General features: G+C 53.1%; 6 protein-coding genes. 3 read left to right on the top strand and 3 right to left on the bottom strand.

Annotated elements, in window-relative coordinates:
- The first annotated feature begins 41 nt into the window (after positions 1–41).
- The 3 genes from OM794_RS04660 to OM794_RS04650 all read left to right on the top strand — a co-directional run bounded on the left by OM794_RS04660 (position 42) and on the right by OM794_RS04650 (position 4,287).
- A complete protein-coding gene (locus OM794_RS04660) occupies positions 42–995 on the top strand; it encodes an alpha/beta hydrolase (protein ID WP_226248075.1) in 954 nt (317 codons plus the stop codon).
- Positions 996–1,153: 158 nt separating this feature from the next.
- Positions 1,154–3,364 (top strand): TonB-dependent siderophore receptor, encoded by a 2,211-nt coding sequence (locus OM794_RS04655; protein ID WP_226248073.1) that lies wholly within the window; start codon positions 1,154–1,156, stop codon positions 3,362–3,364.
- On the top strand, positions 3,358–4,287 hold the full coding sequence (locus OM794_RS04650) for an ABC transporter substrate-binding protein (RefSeq protein WP_226248071.1): 930 nt from the start codon (positions 3,358–3,360) through the stop codon (positions 4,285–4,287). The genes OM794_RS04655 and OM794_RS04650 overlap by 7 nt, the downstream gene beginning before the upstream one ends.
- Positions 4,288–4,344: 57 nt before the next feature.
- Here OM794_RS04650 and OM794_RS04645 read toward each other — a convergent pair whose 3' ends face one another.
- Genes OM794_RS04645 through OM794_RS04635 form a run of 3 tightly spaced genes read right to left on the bottom strand, consistent with a single transcriptional unit; the run spans position 4,345 to position 18,125 of the window.
- Positions 4,345–14,901, bottom strand: a complete 10,557-nt coding sequence (locus tag OM794_RS04645) for a non-ribosomal peptide synthetase (protein ID WP_265154300.1) — start codon at positions 14,899–14,901, stop codon at positions 4,345–4,347.
- Between the two features lie 24 nt (positions 14,902–14,925).
- Entirely contained in the window at positions 14,926–17,664 is a 2,739-nt protein-coding gene (locus tag OM794_RS04640; protein ID WP_265154299.1) for a non-ribosomal peptide synthetase, read from the bottom strand.
- Entirely contained in the window at positions 17,664–18,125 is a 462-nt protein-coding gene (locus OM794_RS04635) for a hypothetical protein (RefSeq protein WP_265154298.1), read from the bottom strand. The genes OM794_RS04640 and OM794_RS04635 overlap by 1 nt, the downstream gene beginning before the upstream one ends.
- Positions 18,126–18,132: the final 7 nt, after the last annotated feature.

Genomic DNA, 18,132 nt, shown 5'->3' with positions numbered 1-18,132 from the left:
CTTTCTCAGAGCGGCCCCTAATACCGAGACTTACGCCCATTATGTCCTTACATCCTGATGTCGCCGCTTTCTTAGACCTGGTCGCCGATAGCAGCAATCCGCCTTTCCACTCGCTCTCACCACAACAGGCACGCGCTGCCTACGAGGCATCATCACAGATGCTTGATGAGCCAATATCTAACGATGCAACGGCACTGAGCATTACCTGTCGAGATGGCCACCCTCTTGAACTACGCCGCTACCAAGGCGAGCAGTCTTTAGCGCCCACCCTGCTCTACTTCCATGGTGGCGGCTACCTACTGGGCAGCCTGGATTCTCACGATTCGCTCTGCCAAAGCATCGCTCAAGCAACTGGCTACACAGTGTTGGCTGTCGACTATCGCTTGGCCCCCGAGCACAAGTTTCCGACGGCTTTTCACGATGCTGAAGATGCCTATTGCTGGCTGCTGAAGCATGGCGAAGCGATGGGCATCGATACCTCACGTATCGCCGTGGGTGGTGACAGTGTAGGTGGCACCCTGGCCACGGCTCTTTGCATGTCAGCGCGTGATAATGGTTGGCACCTTCCACGCTGCCAGATTTTGCTCTACCCCTGTACCAGTGCCTGGCAGGACAGCGAGTCTCACCGCCGATACGCACAAGGCTACCTACTGGAAGCAGACACCCTGCAGTGGATGTTTGGCCACTATCTAAATAGCGATAAGGAACGCCACGACTGGCGTTTTGCGCCGTTGGAGGCTGCGGATCTCAAAAGCCTACCACCTGCATTTATCGCCCTGGCCGAACACGACCCCCTGGTCGATGAAGGCATCGCCTACGTGAACCGCTTACAGGAAGCGAACGTGAATACCCAACTGACCATATACCCCGGCATGGTGCACGACTTCGCACGCCTGGGCAGCATTACGCCCGATGCCACCGGTCAAGTACGCGCGGATATCGTCAAAGCACTTCAGCACCATCTTAGTAAGCACCCCAGCCCTGTTGATTTTTAATTTCCTCCCATGGGGCACGTCATGATTGGTACCTGTGGCGCCTCTTGCCCCAGGTACCATTTTGGGCACCAGAGTGTTGCAAGACAGCACAAATTCAGAACATAATACTAATAATAACAATTACCATTAACAGATAAATATCATTCAAGGGGATTATCATGCACCAATTTCGTACCGGCCTGCGCAGGAAACTGCTCTCCGTGGCCATTGCTAATGCCTGCGCTGCGACGCTATTCGTGGCACCAGCTGCTCTCGCTCAAGACACTAATCTACAGCCAAATGAAAGCAGCGATACAAGCACCACACTACCGACCCTACAAGTAACCGAAAGCCGCCTCTATGAAGAAGCAACGGGACCAGTTGATGGCTATGTGGCCACACGTAGCGCGACTGGCACAAAAACTGACACTCCTCTTAACGAAGTGCCACAGTCAATATCTGTTATTACCCGCGATGAGGTTGAAGCGCGGGGAGCTCAGTCCATCGGTGACACCTTGAGTTATACCGCAGGCGTTATTGGTAACTCTAATGGGCTAGACCCAAGACGTGACTTTGTTTCCATACGTGGTTTCAGTGCTACAGAGCTTTTTTATCGCGACGGATTGAGGCTCACTGCGTTCAACAACCAGGGAAGAACCGTCTCAGAACCTTATGGTTTAGAGAGAATTGAAGTTCTCAGGGGGCCTTCCTCGGTTCTTTATGGACAAGGCGGCCCAGGGGGAATCGTCAATCTCGTTAGTAAAAAACCCACCGACATACCCCAAGGCGAAGTTCGAGTTTCTACAGGAAGTAACGATCTCAATCAGATCGCTACCGATGTTAGTAGTTACCTAGATGACCAGGGAGCACTGAAGTATCGTTTTGTAGGTTTACTAAGAGATGCGAATGCAGAAATTGACTATACAAAAAATGACCGTACTTATCTTGCACCAAGCCTCTCCTGGACACCGAATGATAGGACTTCTCTCACCTTATTAGCAGAATATAAAGAACTGGATACTGTTGGATCTTACTATGCACTCCCTCAGGCAGGTACATTGGATAGTAACCCCAATGGTGAAATCCCTCGCTCGCGTTTCATCGGTGAGCCTGGCACTGACAACTTCGAACAAACTTATTTTTCAGTGGCAAGTTTATTCGAGCATAAGTTCAATGACACAGTAACCGTTCGGCAAAATACCCGCTATCGTGAAGCAGAAACAGATATTACAAACATTTATGTTGGTCAATTGATGGATGACCTTCGTACAGTACCACGATATGGGTTGAGACGAGATGAAAATGTTGACGCTATCACGACGGATAACCAGCTACAATTTGATATAAATACGCAAGGAGTTGATCATAAAATTCTGGTAGGTGTGGATTGGCAAAAAGCCAATAACGATTTCACTGTGGACTTACCTCAAGGCCTCACACCGTTAGATGTCTTCAATCCCGTTTATGGTACTAGCAGCCTCACGTGGACGACCCAAGGCAGCGCTTCACAAGAGTTAGAGCAGACAGGTTTATATCTTCAGGATCAAATAAAAATTGATGACCGCTGGGCTTTAACACTTGCTGGTCGTCATGACTGGAGCAGTCAAACTGATCGTAATCGTCTAACAAATACAGAAAATAAAGCAAGTGACAAAGAATTCACATATCGAGCAGGACTAGCTTACACTGCAGATAATGGATTAACACCCTACATTGGCTACTCTACCTCTTTTTTGCCAGTGGTAGGCCAAGGTGCTGATGGTGCAACTTTTGAACCAGAAACAGCCCAGCAATATGAGACTGGCATAAAATACCTTTCTAATGACGGCAATCTTTCAATCACTGGTTCAATATTCGACCTGACTCGCCAAAATGTTACGACTTCCGATTTAAACAACCCAGGTTTCAATCAGCAGACCGGAGAGTGGCGCTCTAGAGGTCTTGAGCTTGAAGGAAGAGCAAGTTTACCAGTTGGTTTAGACCTAGTAGCCAGCTATACTTACTTGGATCTAGAAGTCACTGAAAGCAATACTGACAACCTAGGAAAAAGACCAACAGGACAACCTGAAAATATGGCGAACCTATGGGCCAACTACCACTTTAATAGTGGAACATTGAACGGTTTAGGTCTGGGTGCCGGTGTTCGCTACATAGGCTCAAGTTTCTATGATAGCGCCAATGAAAACTCACTACCTTCTACGACACTTTTTGATGCATCCATGAGCTATGATTTTTCAAGTATCGATGCTAGCTTTGAAGGCTGGCGTGTACAGGTTAATGCAAACAACGTTACAGATAAGGAGTACGTAAGTGACTGTGGATATTTCGGAAACTCGTGTAAGTATGGCGTAGGCAGGAGCGTAATAGGATCTATATCCTACGCTTGGTAAAACAAAGCCCCGAATTTAAATTCGGGGCTTTTTTATTTAACCTATTCAATGTCAAAAACATGCTAAAAAAACTTCTACTTACTTTTATTGTTTGCCTATTCTCAAGCTACTCTGCTGGTTCTGAAAGACTGGCAATTGTCACTTCCGATTGGGCTACTGCTGAAACACTTAGCATGCTAGGAGTAACGCCTATAGCAATCACTCAGCTTAGAGGCTATCACATATGGACTGGCAATGAGACCCCATTAGGCGACTCTATCGACATAGGCTTAAAACCTATGCCCAACTTAGAGTTAGTAGCAGACTATAACCCTACGTTTATATTTGGTGATAATTCGATTTTATTACAACATATTTCAGAGATGGCACAAACTTCTAATATCTCTCTTTACCCATTTAAGGAAAACCCATGGGAATCTATTATTAATTTTACTTTCGATATTGCAGCACAACTTAATCTCTTGCAAGAAGCTGAGAGGGTTACTGCGCAAGCAAGCCAAAAAATGGCGATTTTAAGGGAAAAAATAGAAGATAAAGCCACTCCAGTTCTGATTGCTCAATTCAGAGATGATCGCCATGCTTGGGTTTACGGGAAAAACAGCTTACTACAAGGTGTTATTGATGAGCTAGGGTTAACCAATGCTTGGGATCAGCCCACAAGTGATATAGGGATTTCACTTGTGTCTATCGACCAATTGGCAAGAACAGGAGGTCACCTACTTATTATTGAGAGCCCTGCTTTTCAGGCAACTATCCGTAATCGCCTTGAAAATAGCGGCATCTGGCGAGTACTTATTAGCCAACGCGAAGGAAAAATCACTTATCTTCCCGCCAAGTATTGGCCAATAGGAGCTCTTCCATCCGCTCTTCGGTTTGCAGACTCTTTGACCACCGCACTGACAGATGGTGGTAATGGCTCATAAATAATTGACTCTTCCCAGCATGAAGCTGGGAAGAGAGTTGCATGGTATAACAGCTACTTAGGCTAGGCCTTTATTAGCAATAGGCATATAACGTGAAGCTTCTCTTTCCTGTAATAACTCCACTAATTGCGAAAGTAATGTTTTACCAATGACGATTGAGTAATGATCATCAAAAGTGTTGATTGTGCGCCTCAATAGCTGGCCCAACTGATACTCTAGAGCTTGTCGCTGCTCCTTCGGTCGTCCATCTGCCCACCAGCAGTCTGCTGTACAGCGTAGTTTTGGCAAAGTACTAGTTTTTAATGAAAGAAACTTCAAGTGCCGCGCTACACAAAATATCCGGGCTAATTCCTCGCTACCCAATGCAGCGTAACCCTCACGGCCAGATGCATCGTATGATGCAATCAACCTTTCCAGATTAATGGCAAACTCCTCCTCACTAGGTTCCTTCACGCACGCCTCATTACCGTCGAGCGTTTCAAGCGATACACCTGGCAATATTACTGATGCAAAGTTAACAAAATCCTTCTGCCAATCATCAGCGCTCTTCTGGCCGCTACCGGGGATATAGGGATCCACCAGCGCCAACAGGCTCACCTCCTGGCCTTGCTTTTCAAGCCGTGCCGCAATCATTGCGGCCAAGGTACCACCTAAAGACCAGCCCAATAATCGATAGGGGCCCTGAGACTGCAAGCCCCGGATAGTTGATGCATAATCATCAGCCATCGCTTCCAACGACGTATCACAATGTTGAGGGTCGGTTAGCATTCGGCACGGTAGCCCATATACCGTGCATACTCCCTGTAGACGCCGTGCCAACGGTTGATAGTCGTAAAGGGTGCCCATACCTGCATGCAAACAGAATAATGGTGACTGCCCCTGGCTTTCGCCATTGAGCTTAACCACACCATCTAGCGAAGCATCCGAGGACTCTCCCAGCCCTAACAAGCCAGCAATGGTCGGCTTCTGCATCAGGTCGCGAAGTTTGAAATCGAGCTTAGCAGACTTAAGAGCCCGCACACGGCTTAATACCTTTAGACTTAACAGGGAGTCTCCACCCAGTTCAAAGAAGTTGTCGGTTTCGCCGACTCGTTTGACCCCCAAGACCTCCTGCCAAATTTCAGCCAGCTGCCAAGCTTCTGTAGTTGAAGGTGAAATGTATTCACGGGTTTCTTCTAAATAAGTTTTTGGTAGGGCATTGCGCTCCACTTTACCATTTGCATTCAGCGGTAGTGCATCAAGCATGACCACGTATCCCGGCACCATATAATCCGGCAACTGTTTTCCCAGTCGCTCGCGTAATGCACTTGTGTCTAGATCAGTACCGGCTTGGAATACTACATAAGCCACCAGACTCGAACTACCGTTGCCTTCTTGGGCAACCACTACTGCTTCTCGAATTTCCGGCTGCGCTAGCAGTTCAGCTTCAATCTCACCTAGCTCAATGCGTAATCCTCGAATTTTTACTTGGTGATCAAGGCGGCCCAGGTACTCGAGCTGGCCATCTTCCCGCCAGCGCACCAGATCGCCGGTGCGGTAGAGGCGCTCACCCTCCGTGAATGGATCGGCGATAAAGCGCTCCGCTGTCAGATCACTGCGATTGAGATATCCACGGGCCAGGCTTACCCCGCCGAGATAGAGCTCTCCAGCGACTCCTGGCGGTGCCATGTTAAGATCACCATCCAAGACGTAGGTACGGGTACCGCTAATGGGTCGCCCAATGGGAATCTGGCGGTGAGCGTCATCACGACACCACCAGTGAGTGACATGAATAGTAGTTTCAGTAGGGCCATAGAGATCATGCAGGTGGGCACCATCAAGACACTCAGCCACATCTTGCTGTAGCGTCGCTGGAACGGCCTCGCCACCGCACATAATATGCTTGAGCCGCGTCTTGGTTTTAACATCGGGATAGGCCAGAAAGGCCTTGAGCATTGAGGGCACAAAATTGAGCGTGGTGACTCCGTGCCGCTGAATTAGCTCAATGATGCGTTCTGGATCCCGGTGGTCGCCTGGCTGGGCAATCACCAAACGTGCCCCGACACTCAGCGGCCAGAAAATCTCCCATACCGAAACATCGAACCCAAACGGCGCCTTGTGCAGTACGGCATCGGTATTGGTGAGTTGATAGGTCTCCTGCATCCAGACCATGCAATTGGTCAAGGCATCATGGCGGATGGCGGCGCCCTTGGGCCGCCCGGTGGATCCTGAGGTATAAATCACATAGGCAAGATGCTCGCCGTGCAGCGTCACCGCTGGATTGGTAGAAGCATGATGCGCAACATCTAGTCGATCCAACTCAACAACGCTTAGTCCATCAGCTACCGGCAATGACGCGCGCAAGTGGTGCTGAGTCAGCAACAGTTCAATGCCACTATCTTCGGCGATGAAGGCCAGCCGCTCCGAGGGGTACTCAGGATCCAGCGGCACATAGGCGCCCCCCGACTTGAGAATAGCCAAAAGGCCCACCACCATATCAATGGAGCGTTCCATGGCGATACCCACTCGAACCTCGGGTTGCACTCCCATCCCAATCAGATAGTGAGCCAAGCGGTTTGCACGAGCATTGAGATCAGCGTAATTGAGATGCTGAGTATCAAAGATAAGAGCTGTACTCTCGGGGGTTACCGTAGCTTGACACTCAATCAGATGTTGGACTGGAGAAGGGTCGAGATACTGTTGAGCATTCTCACCCCACTTGCCCAGCAATTGACGTTCGTCTTTTCCTAACAGACTGATCTCGCTTATTGATTGCTGAGTCGCCGTTTGAAGACTCTTCACAATCCCGGCCATCGCAGCACTCATGTAATCACACAGCCGCTGGGCACCGATTACACGACTAACTTGCCCTTCCAGTTGGAAGCCATTACCCAGGTCATCCACCGACATAGTGATCGGGTAGTTAGTACGCTCTTGACCACCTAACATTTCCATACCTTCCCAGGTATGAGCGGGACGTCCCTCTCGTTGAGGGGCGCTATAACGGTAATTTAGCAAACTGGTAAACAGTGGAGTCCCTCCAGGTAAACCACTGCAGCGCTGTGCCAGTCCCAGGCTGGCATGCTCATGATGGAGTAGTTCAGACAGAACGTCATGAGTGTGGCGAAGACACTTACCGATACTTTGAGGCCCCATTTTAATACGCACCGGTAGCGTATTGATAAACATACCCAACGCCCGTTCGGCTCCTTCCACGCCTTGCATGCGTCCGAATAGCACGGTACCGAATACCACATCGTCATGCCCCGTGATTTTGCTCAGAACCAACGCCCAGGCTAAGTGGAACAGGCTGGCCGTGCTGACACCATGCCGCTGCGCCTGTCGCCGCACATGCTGGGCTAGCTCTGTTTCCACAGGAACGCGCACTTCTTCAATATCCCCACCATCGCCGAGTACGTCCAGCAATCCGAAAGGCGCTGTTGGCTCATCTATATCGCCCAGCCGCGCACGGAAAAAGGCCTCATGCTCTGCTAGGCTCACCCCTAACCGGGCCTGAGCTACAAAGTTGCGGAATGGGATCGGTCTAGGCAACTCGTCTTCACGGCCTTGTTGAATCAGAGCGATCTCATCTACCAATAGCTCAAGGGTGGTGTGATCCATCACCAAGTGGTGGCTAGGTAACTGCAAGAGCCAGCGGTTTTGCTCGGCATCGTATGCAGCAACCGCTCTTAGCATGGGTGCTCGGCGCACATCCAGGCGGTGATATTGGGGATCCACCTCGACGTTCAGCTGTTCGGCAATATTGAGAGAGGAATCTTGACTCACTTCCAGCCACTCAAGCTCCAGGGCAGCATGCTGGTACACCACCTGCACCGGCTCACGAAGTCCCTCCCAGAGTACGGCGGTGCGAAGAATATCGTGGCGCGCAATGAGCTGATTGAAACTAGCAATAAACTGTTCCAACCGTTCCTGACTATCAAAGCCCAACAGCCGAGGGGTCACATAGGCATCTCCCTTCTCCTGCAGCCGATGGTGGAAGAGAATTCCCTCCTGTAGTGGTGCTAGTGGGTAGATATCCTGGATGTTAGCAGCGCCGCTCGGCACTAGCGCTTCAATTGCGCTGATTTCTTCAATATTGAGTTCAATTAGCGTCAACATCTCAGGCTGCAGCGCTTGGCAGTCATAAGGAATCCGGTTGATGGGGATGACGACCTCGGCTTGCTGTGGCGCTTGTATCAGCGCTTGAGCGAAAGCCTCCAACTCCGGGTATTGGAACAAAGAGCGCACCTGGGCCTTCAGACCTCGATACCGCATTTTCTCCAGCACTTTCAGAGCCAGCAGCGAATGTCCGCCTAACTCGAAGAAGTTATCGTATCGGCCAACACGCTCTACGCTCAACACTTCAGACCAGATCTCTGCTAAGACTTCTTCCACTCCGCCCAGAGGCGGCTCGTACTGCGAGCCACTGTCTAAATCAGGCTCAGGCAATGCTTTACGGTCTACTTTGCCATTGGCATTCAACGGCAGCGCCTCCAGTGTGACCACAACTCCCGGCACCATGTAGTCCGGCAACCGTTGCCCTAGCGCCTCACGTAGTAAATTGGTGTCGAGTTCAAGGTCGGCCTGGGGAACCACGTAGGCCACCAGTCTCGAACCAGTGGAGCTTTCCTGCGCTACCACCACCGCCTCGCGAACCTTCGGCTGCGATAGCAGTTCAGCTTCGATCTCACCTAGTTCAATACGCAGGCCGCGTATTTTCACCTGGTGATCGAGTCGGCCCAGGTACTCGAGCTGGCCATCTTCCCGCCAGCGCACCAGATCGCCGGTGCGGTAGAGGCGCTCGCCCTCCATGAACGGATCGGCGATAAAGCGCTCCGCTGTCAGATCACTGCGATTGAGATATCCACGGGCAAGGCTTATCCCGCCGAGATAGAGCTCTCCCTCAACGCCCTGTGGTACTAGGTTCAGCTCACCATCCAAGACGTAGGTGCGGGTACCGCTAATGGGTCGCCCAATGGGAATCTGGCGGTGAGCGTCATCACGACACCACCAGTGAGTGACATGAATAGTAGTTTCGGTGGGGCCATAGAGATCATGCAGGTGGGCACCGTCGAGGCACTCAGCCACATCCTGCTGTAGCGTGGCTGGAACGGCCTCGCCACCGCACATGATATGTTTGAGCCGCGTCTTGGGTTTAACATCGGGATAGGCCAGGAAGGCCTTGAGCATGGAGGGCACAAAATTAAGCGTGGTGACGCCGTGCCGCTGAATCAGCTCAATGATGCGTTCTGGATCCCGGTGGTCGCCTGGTTGGGCGATCACCAAGCGTGCCCCAACACTCAGCGGCCAGAAAATCTCCCATACCGACACGTCGAACCCGAACGGCGCCTTGTGCAATACGGCATCGGTGTCGGTGAGTTGATAGGTTTCCTGCATCCAGACCATGCAGTTAGTCAAGGCATTATGGCGGATGGCGGCGCCCTTGGGCCGCCCGGTGGATCCCGACGTATAAATCACATAGGCAAGATTTTCGCCGTGCAGCGTCACCGCTGGATTGGTAGAAGCATGATGCGCAACATCCAGCCGATCCAACTCAACAACGCTTAGGCCATCAGCTACCGGCAATGACGCGCGTAAGTGGTGCTGAGTCAGCAATAGTTCAATGCCACTATCTTCGGCGATGAAGGCCAGCCGCTCTGCGGGATACTCGGGATCTAACGGCACATAGGCTCCACCCGCCTTTAGGATAGCCAGTAGCCCCACCACCATCTCGATGGAGCGCTCCATGGCGATACCCACTCGGGTCTCAGGTTTTACGCCTAGGCCGATAAGGTAGTGGGCCAACTGGTTGGCGCGGGTATTGAGTTGGGCGTAGCCAACTGACTGATCTGCAAATATTAATGCAGTAGACTCTGGCGTTAACGCGACTTTGTGCTCAATCAGTCGATGGATTGGCTGAGCAGCAAGATACTGGTATGAATTCACCCCCCATTCACTTAACAACCGCCGCTCTGCTTCTCCTAACAGGCTGATCTCACTTATCGCTTGCTGCGGTGCCGTTCGAAGCCTTTCTACGATGCCGACCACAGCCGAACGCATGTAACCACACAGCCGATGGGCACCAATCGAACGACTCACCTGGCCCACTAGCTGAAAGCCCTCTCCCAGATCGTCTACCGCCATGCCAAGAGGATAATTGGTACGCTCCTGGACGCCCAACACTTCCATGCCCTCCCAGGTATGGCTGGAACTTCCTGCTTGCTGGGGAGCGCTATAACGATAGTTCAGCAAACTGGTAAACAGAGGCGCCCCCCCAGATAGACCACTACAGCGCTGCGCGAGACCAAGGCTGGCATGCTCGTGGTGCATTAGATCAGATAGAGTATCGTGGGTGTGACGCAGGCATCTATCGACACCTTGAGTGCCCATTTTGATACGCACAGGGAGCGTATTGATAAACATCCCCAGTGCCCGCTCAGCACCTTCGATGCCCTGCATGCGCCCGAACAGCACGGTGCCGAACACCACATCGTCCCTCCCAGTGGTCTTGCTCAGCACCAAGGCCCAAGCCAGGTGGAACAGGCTAGCAGTGCTCACACCATAGCGCTGAGCCTGTTGCCTCACCTGCTGGGCCAGTGCCGTTTCCAAAGTAACGCGAAATTCCTCGATCTCGCCGCCATCTCCTCGAATATCTAGCATCCCGAAGGGCGCGGTTGGTTCTTCAACATCGCCCAACTGCTCACGGAAGAAGGCCTCATGCTCTTCTTGGTTTATCCCTAGTCGGGTCTGGGCAACGAAATTGCGGAATGGGAGTGGTTTGGGTAGCTCATCTTCACGACCTTGCTGGATCAGGGAAATTTCTTCCACCAATAGCTCGAGGGTAGTGTGATCCATGACCAGGTGGTGGCTAGGTAGCTGCAGCAGCCAGCGTTTTTGCTCAGGATAATGAGCTGCTACTGCTCGCAGCATGGGAGCTCGACGTACATTGAGGCGGTGGTGCTCAGGGTTCACCTCTGCATTCAGTTGTTCGGCAACGCTTTGTGATGAGGCACCATCCACGTTTAGCCATTCGAGAGCTAACTCGGCATACCGGTAAACCACCTGTACCGGCTCACGCAGGTTCTCCCATAACACAGCAGTTCGTAGAATATCGTGACGGGCAATAAGCTGGTTAAAACCGATAATAAAGGTTTCCAGCCGTTCTCGGCTGTCGAAGCCCAGCAGACGCGGGGTGACATAGGCATCCCCCTCTTCCTGCAAACGGTGGTGGAAGAGAATACCCTCCTGCAGTGGTGCCAGCGGGTAAATATCCTGGATATTGCGGGCCCCACCCGGCACGGCCGCTTCGATGGCGCTTATCTCTTCGCCATTGAGCTCAATCAAAGTCAGCATCTCGGGCTGGATTGCCGAGCAGCCATCGGGAATTCGGTTGGGCGGGATGATGATTTCCTGCTGCTCTGATGTCTGCGTCAATGCCCGGGCAAAGGCCGCCAGTTCTGGGCATTGGAACAGCGTGCGTACCTGCGCCGTCAGTCCCTGATGCCGCATTTGCTCCAACACCTTCAGAGCCAATAATGAATGGCCACCCAGCTCGAAGAAATTATCGTGTCGACCCACCCGCTCGATGCCAAGTATCTCCGACCAGATTTCCGCCAACGCTTCTTCTACATCTCCGTGAGGCGCGTCATACTGCGAGCCACTAGCTAAGTCCGGCTCTGGTAGCGTCTTGCGATCTACTTTGCCGTTGGCATTCAACGGAAGTGCATCAAGCGAGACCACAACGCCCGGCACCATATAATCTGGTAGCTTTTGACCTAGCGCTTCACGTAGTGAGCTAGTGTCGAGTTCACTATCGACTTGGGGAACCACATAAGCGACCAACCTAGAACCACCGGGGCCTTCTTGAGCGACCACTACTGACTCGCGAACTTCTGGCTGAGCTAATAGTTCGGCTTCGATCTCGCCTAGTTCGATACGCAGGCCGCGGATCTTTACCTGGTGATCAAGACGGCCCAGGTATTCGAGCTGACCGTCCTCCCGCCAGCGCACCAAGTCGCCGGTGCGGTAGAGGCGTTCTCCCTGCACAAAGGGATCAGCGACGAATCGTTCCGCCGTTAAGCCTTCGCGATTCAAGTAACCCCGTGCTAAGCCCACGCCACCGAGATAGAGTTCACCCGCGACCGTGGGCGGCACCATGTTGAGATCACTATCCAGTACGTAGGTGCGGATACCGGCGATCGGTCGACCTATAGCGACTTGGTTGAGTCCATCGTCTTGGCATGTCCAGTGAGTAACGTCGATTGCCGCCTCGGTAGGGCCATAGAGGTTGTAGAGTCCCGTGTGAGGCAGTCGTGCAAACACTTGGTTCTGCAACTCCGCCGGCAGCGCTTCGCCGCTGCATACCACGCGCATCAGACTCGTACAGGCTTCTTCTATCTCACCCACACCACCGCCATGCGCCAGGAAGGCCTGCAGCATCGACGGGACAAAGTGTAGCGTGGTGATCTTGTGGGTACGGATCAGCTCGACCAGTTGTGCCGGTTCGCGATGGGCACCTGGTGGCGCCATCACCAGTCGCGCCCCCTGCATCAGCGGCCAGAAGAACTCCCACACCGAGACGTCGAAGCTGAACGGCGTTTTCTGTAACACCACATCGTTGGCCGTTAGACCATAGGCCTCCTGCATCCACTGCAAGCGATTAGTCAACGCGTGATGGCGATTGGCCGCGCCCTTGGGTCGCCCAGTAGAGCCCGAGGTGTAGATCACATAGGCAAGGTGCTCGCTATGCAGCGCCACCGCTGGATTGGTAAAAGCATGATGAGCAACGTCCAGCCGATCCAACTCAACAACTCTCAGAGCATTGGTTACCGGCAATGATTCACGCAAGTGGTGCTGGGTGAGCAGCAGTTCGATGCCGCTGTCCTCGACCATATAGGCCAATCGCTCGGCGGGGTAATCCGGATCCAACGGTACATAGGCGCCCCCCGCCTTGAGAATACCCAACAGCCCCACCACCATCTCAATGGAGCGCTCCATCGCAATGCCCACTCGAGTTTCGGGACATACGCCTAGATCGATTAGATAGTGCCCGAGGCGATTGGCGCGAGTATTAAGCTCGCTATAGCTAAGCGACTGATCTTCAAATACTAGCGCTGTGGCCTCTGGATTTTCCGTAGTCTGCCGCTCAATCAGGTGCTGGATCGTACCAATTCCTGTGAAGCGCGGAGAGTTATCCCCCCACTCGGCCAACTCTCGTCTCTCACTGGCGCCGAGAATATCAAGCTCTCCCAGGCGACTATTGTAATTCTCGCAAAGTGTCGTCAAGACCTGCTGGTAGCGCTCGAGCAGCTTTTCAGCAGTCCCCTGATCGAAGAGATCGGTACGATACTCCAGATCGCATTGAACGCCTTCCTTTCCAATCACACAATTGAGGGAAAGCTCGAATTTAGTCGTGCCATTTTCTGCCCTCATTGGCTCAGCAATGACGCCATCAAATTCCAGTTGCTCGGCGTCACCATCCATCTGTACGCCAAACATAACCTGGAACAGAGGATTGCGTGACGGATCGCGCTGCTCACTACGAGCTTCCAATAGTATCTCTAGGGGCAGATCCGCATGATTCATCAACCCGAGAGCATCTTTCCTAACCTGCTGGACGATATCGCGAAGCGTCATAGCAGGCGATAAGTTGGCGCGAAACACTTGAGTAGATACAAAGTAGCCCATCAGGTCTTGCAGCTCATCGAACGGCCGACCAGCATGAGGCACTCCAACAGCGAACTCCATCTGATCGCTATAGCGCGCCAGTAGGGCTTGCCATGCCGCTAATAGGATCATGAATGGCGTACACTTTTCTTTCCGACAGAGTTGTCGCAGCGCATCAACAAGGTCAGCAGGCAGAGCTATAGAAGAACGGGCACCTGAAAACTTCTGCACCCCAGGGCGCTTATAGTCAGTGGGGAGCTCGATGTCTGGTACTTGGTCACCCAGATAACTATTCCAATACGCTAAACTTTTCTCAAACTCACCACGCTCATATCTCTCGCGTTGCCAGGCTGCATAGTCTGTATATTGGATATTCAGTTCTGGTAGAAAGGCCTCATCCTGGGATGCCACTGCCAAGCAGTAAGCTGTTTTCAAATCCTTGGCGAGAATAGGGTTCGACCAAGCATCGGAAACGATGTGGTGCATACACACAGCAAGCACTTGCTCTTGCTCACCCACTTTTATCCATCTCGCCACTAAGGCCGGTGATACGGTAAGGTCAAAGACATGGCTTGTAACTTCATTAATGGATACAGCCAGCCGAGCTTCTCGCTCTGACGGCGTTAGTATTGATAAATCCTCGCACTGCAGTTCGAACTTTGCACCGGTGGTAACCACTTGCATCGGTTCGCCGTTTCGTTCGACGAAATGAGTACGCAGTACGGCATGTCGTGCAATAACAGCCTTAAAAGCTCGCTCCAGTGCCTCAGGATTTACTTCCCCCTTTAGGCGAAAGACCCGTGGAAGATTGTAGGCACTCAACCCTGGCTCCATGTTCTGCAGTAGCCATAACTGATGCTGAGAGAAAGAGAGGGGAACGTGCTCTCCTACCTGGGTGCTCGCTACGATACTCTCTTGATACCGCCCACTCTGATTAGCGGCTAGAGATTCCTGACTCATACCATTCATTGATGAATCCTTAACTAGAAGCTGTTATTCGATTAACAAGGAAGGATGTGTCTCTTCCTGTATCCCATGCTCACTCTCGCGTAGAGCGGCACCCAGCTCAGCGACGGTGGGATGATCGAACACCACACCGGGGGCTATCTCGATCCCGAACTGCTTACGAATGCGTGCCACCAGCTTGATCACCAGCAAGGAGTGCCCACCCAGCTCGAAGAAGTCGTCATCAATGCCTACCTCATCGCGACCAAGCAGCTCAGCCATGGCCTGACACAGGTTGGCTTCCACGGCATCCCGGGGCTTCACCAAGGTTTTTCTTTCCGCTGTTTTTTGGGCCAAGGCTTCCAGCGCGGAGGTGTCTACCTTGCCGTTACCTAGGCGCGGGAAATGCTCAACAGGGATAAAACGAGAAGGAAGCATGGACTCAGGCAGTAGCACAGCCAGCTGCTCGCGAAGCTGGGCTTGGCCCTCAACGGACGTTACCTCGGCGTCAGCGATCAGGAACGCTACGAGTTCCTGGGTATCACCGCCCCGACCCATCAGGCGAACCAGGCTCTGTTTAACCCCTGGCTGTGCTTGCAACATGCTTTCGATTTCCGCCGGTTCGATCCGGAAACCACGCAGCTTGACCTGATCGTCGGCTCGCCCAATAAGGCGTACGCCACCCTCGGGCAGCACGCACGCCAGATCGCCTGTGCGATAGAGACGTTCACCGGCAATAAAGGGATCTTCGACAAACGCGGAAGCATCGCTATTGAGATAGCCGCGCGCCAGTTGGGCGCCGCCCAGATACAGCTCACCTACGGCACCGGTGGGGGTCGCGTGCAAGTTATCGTCAAGTACTCGATAGCGGCAATTCGGTAGCAGCTGGGTTAGTGGCAACGGGCCTGCAATATCTTGCGCCAGCGATACTGGATGCACCATAACGCCCACCGTGGCTTCTGTGGGGCCATAGTGGTTGTATAGCTGGCACTCGGGGGAGATCCGCGCGATGCTCGAAAGTAAGGCAGATGAAGTTGCCTCACCGCCTAAAATCAGTGTTTTCGGCAACCGGGGAGCTTCGCACTCCAGCAGGGCCTCCAGATGGGACGGCACTATCTTGAGTGCATCGATATCGGCCGCCGACATAAAGCGCGCAAAGTGGTCGCCATCCTGCATATCGTCAGGTGCGGCGATCACTAGGCGAGCTCCATTGAACAAGGCGCCGAACAGCGCCGTATTACCCAAATCAGTAGCCAGCGACCCGGTCAATGCCCAGCGCTGGCATGCCGATAGACCCATGGCCTTTGTGGCCCCGGCGACGTAATTAAGCAGTTGACCATGCTCAATTACCACGCCTTTTGGCGTGCCAGTGGAGCCAGAGGTATAGAGAAGGTAAGCCACTTCGCCGAGGTCTGGCTCTGGAAACGACAACTTACTACCCGCTTCATCCACTTCTTGTGGCAGCCCCACACTGCGGATGCCGGGAAGGGCCAGTGCAGTGGGTTCCGACTCGGCGTTTTCAGCGCTTACTACTAGTGCGGGTTGGGCATCCTCAAGCACCCGCCGTTTACGGGCTACGGGCCACTCTGGATCAAGCGGCAGGTAGGCGGCACCTGCACGCCATACTGCCAGTAGCAGCACGACCAAATCGGTGGAACGGGGCAAATTAAGCGCTACGTAATCTCCACGCTTGACGCCCTGCCCCTCCACCCAACGCGCGATATCATTAACGCGAGCTTCCAGTTGGGCGTAACTCAGCGTACGGCCCTGCTCCTCAATGGCAATGGCATCCGGCGTCGAAGCCGCCCAAGCGGCGATATGGGTAGCTACGCTCCACTCGCCCATGTCGAGCACATTGTCTTCAACCGACAGTAATCCCTGCTGTTGCTCAGGGAAAATAAGCGGCACCGAAAATAGCTTTTGTGCGGGATCGGCGAGGCCCGCCTTTAGCAGTGTCTGGTACTGCCCCAGCAGGCACTCGGCCGCCGCTCGGCTATAGCATGATGGGTCGGTATAGAGAGTTGCCACTGCGCCGCTCTCACTGCGGTCAATGTGCAAGGCAAGTTCAAATTCTGCTGATGGCCCAGGCAATGCTCGCAGACACCACTGCAAACCCGCCGACTTTAACTCACTCACTCCCTTCGAAAATGCGAACCCCGCGACTAGGTGGCGCTTATCGGGCAGCGCATCAATCGACCAATACTCTTGGGCTTGGGTATGCGCCTCTAACTGCTCCGCTAGATGGGCGATCCAACTAGAGAAATCGCTATCAACAATACCTTCAACTAGCACCGGCAGTACCTTGTCGAAGAGACCAAGCGCCCCTTGCATCACCTCGTAATCCTGGCGGCAGTCGTGTTGCCAGCCGCCCAGCACACACTCGTTGCCGCTAATCCTGGTGAGTAGCGCCCACCACGCCGCCTGCAATACTGCCTCTGCGGATACTTGAAGCTCATCTGCTAGGCTATCGATACGCGCTGCTAAGTCTGATCCGAGCGGACAGGTCACATATTCATGTTCTACCCGCACGTCATGGCGGTTAACTTGCCTGGCGGGTAAACGACATACTCCTGCCTGCTCGGCATGCTGCTGGTGGTTTTGCCAATACTCTCGGCCCTCTTCGGCGTCATCGTCGTTTTCGAGAGAAGCGCGCCACTCGATGAATTGGGAATACTGCAGCGCCGACTCATCATCGGCTCCTCCGCTCTGATCGTAAGCCTCCACCAACGCCGAGAACAGCGACTGCAGGCTGCCGCGATCCGCCACCAACGCCGAAACAGCCAGCACTAATACCCAGTTTTTTCACCAGTACGCAGCAGCGCTGGACGTAGCAGCTCGCCACTCTCGACCGCCATGGGCCGAAGCTTGAGTGCCTCGCTATAGTTTTTGAGAGCGTCATTGAGATCGCCGTCGAGCAGTGGTTCCTGGTCATCGCTACCGCATAAGTACTCATACCGCCACTCAATAGCAGGTAGTTCTTCAAGCGCTTGGTGTCGCAGCCCGCGATACCCCGTTACGCTCTTCAGAGCCGTCGAGAGGGCTTCATGCTGTTGCCTAACATTACTCAGTGCGCTCTCTAGCCGCGAGCTATCAAGCGCACCTTGGATATCAGCCACCATGACATTAGCCTGCGCCGATGCTGCCTGCTGGGTGTCACTTTCATTAGCTTCCGCAGCCATCAACACTGCGCGCTGCTCAGGGCTAAGCGGCCAATGGGCAAGGTTCTGCTGTTCCGTTATCGCATTCATTTATTGA

This window comes from Halomonas sp. BDJS001, from assembly GCF_026104355.1.
Classification (GTDB): Bacteria; Pseudomonadota; Gammaproteobacteria; order Pseudomonadales; family Halomonadaceae; genus Vreelandella.
This window is presented reverse-complemented; position numbering and strand designations above follow the sequence as displayed.